The 307-nt window shown below is 54.7% G+C and carries 1 pseudogene; it reads left to right on the plus strand.

The annotated features are described in order from the left end of the window. Positions 1–307: pseudogene (locus HMPREF3056_RS13725) on the plus strand (IS30 family transposase); the annotation flags it as partial.

Genomic DNA, 307 nt, shown 5'->3' on the forward strand with positions numbered 1-307 from the left:
GTAAACTCGATACCAACCCGCAGTTGCGGGCCTTTGTCATCGAGGGGTTGAACACGAAGTGGTCACCAGAGCAGATTTCGAACTATCTTGCCCGCTGCTTCGGTAAAGGTGGGGAAATGTCGATTAGTCATGAAACCATCTACCAAGCTCTCTATATCCAAGCTAAAGGTGCCTTGCGCCAGTAGTTGAAGGTAGAAAAAGCCCTGTGTTCTGGGCGTACCGGCCGAAGGCCGCAATCGCGCCTGCCAGCCCGCGGTAATCGAAGCTGGATTGGTGAGGACTACCGCATCAGCAAGCGCCCTGCCAG

The sequence above is a fragment of the Corynebacterium sp. HMSC056F09 genome (assembly GCF_001815785.1).
Classification (GTDB): Bacteria; Actinomycetota; Actinomycetes; order Mycobacteriales; family Mycobacteriaceae; genus Corynebacterium; species Corynebacterium hiratae.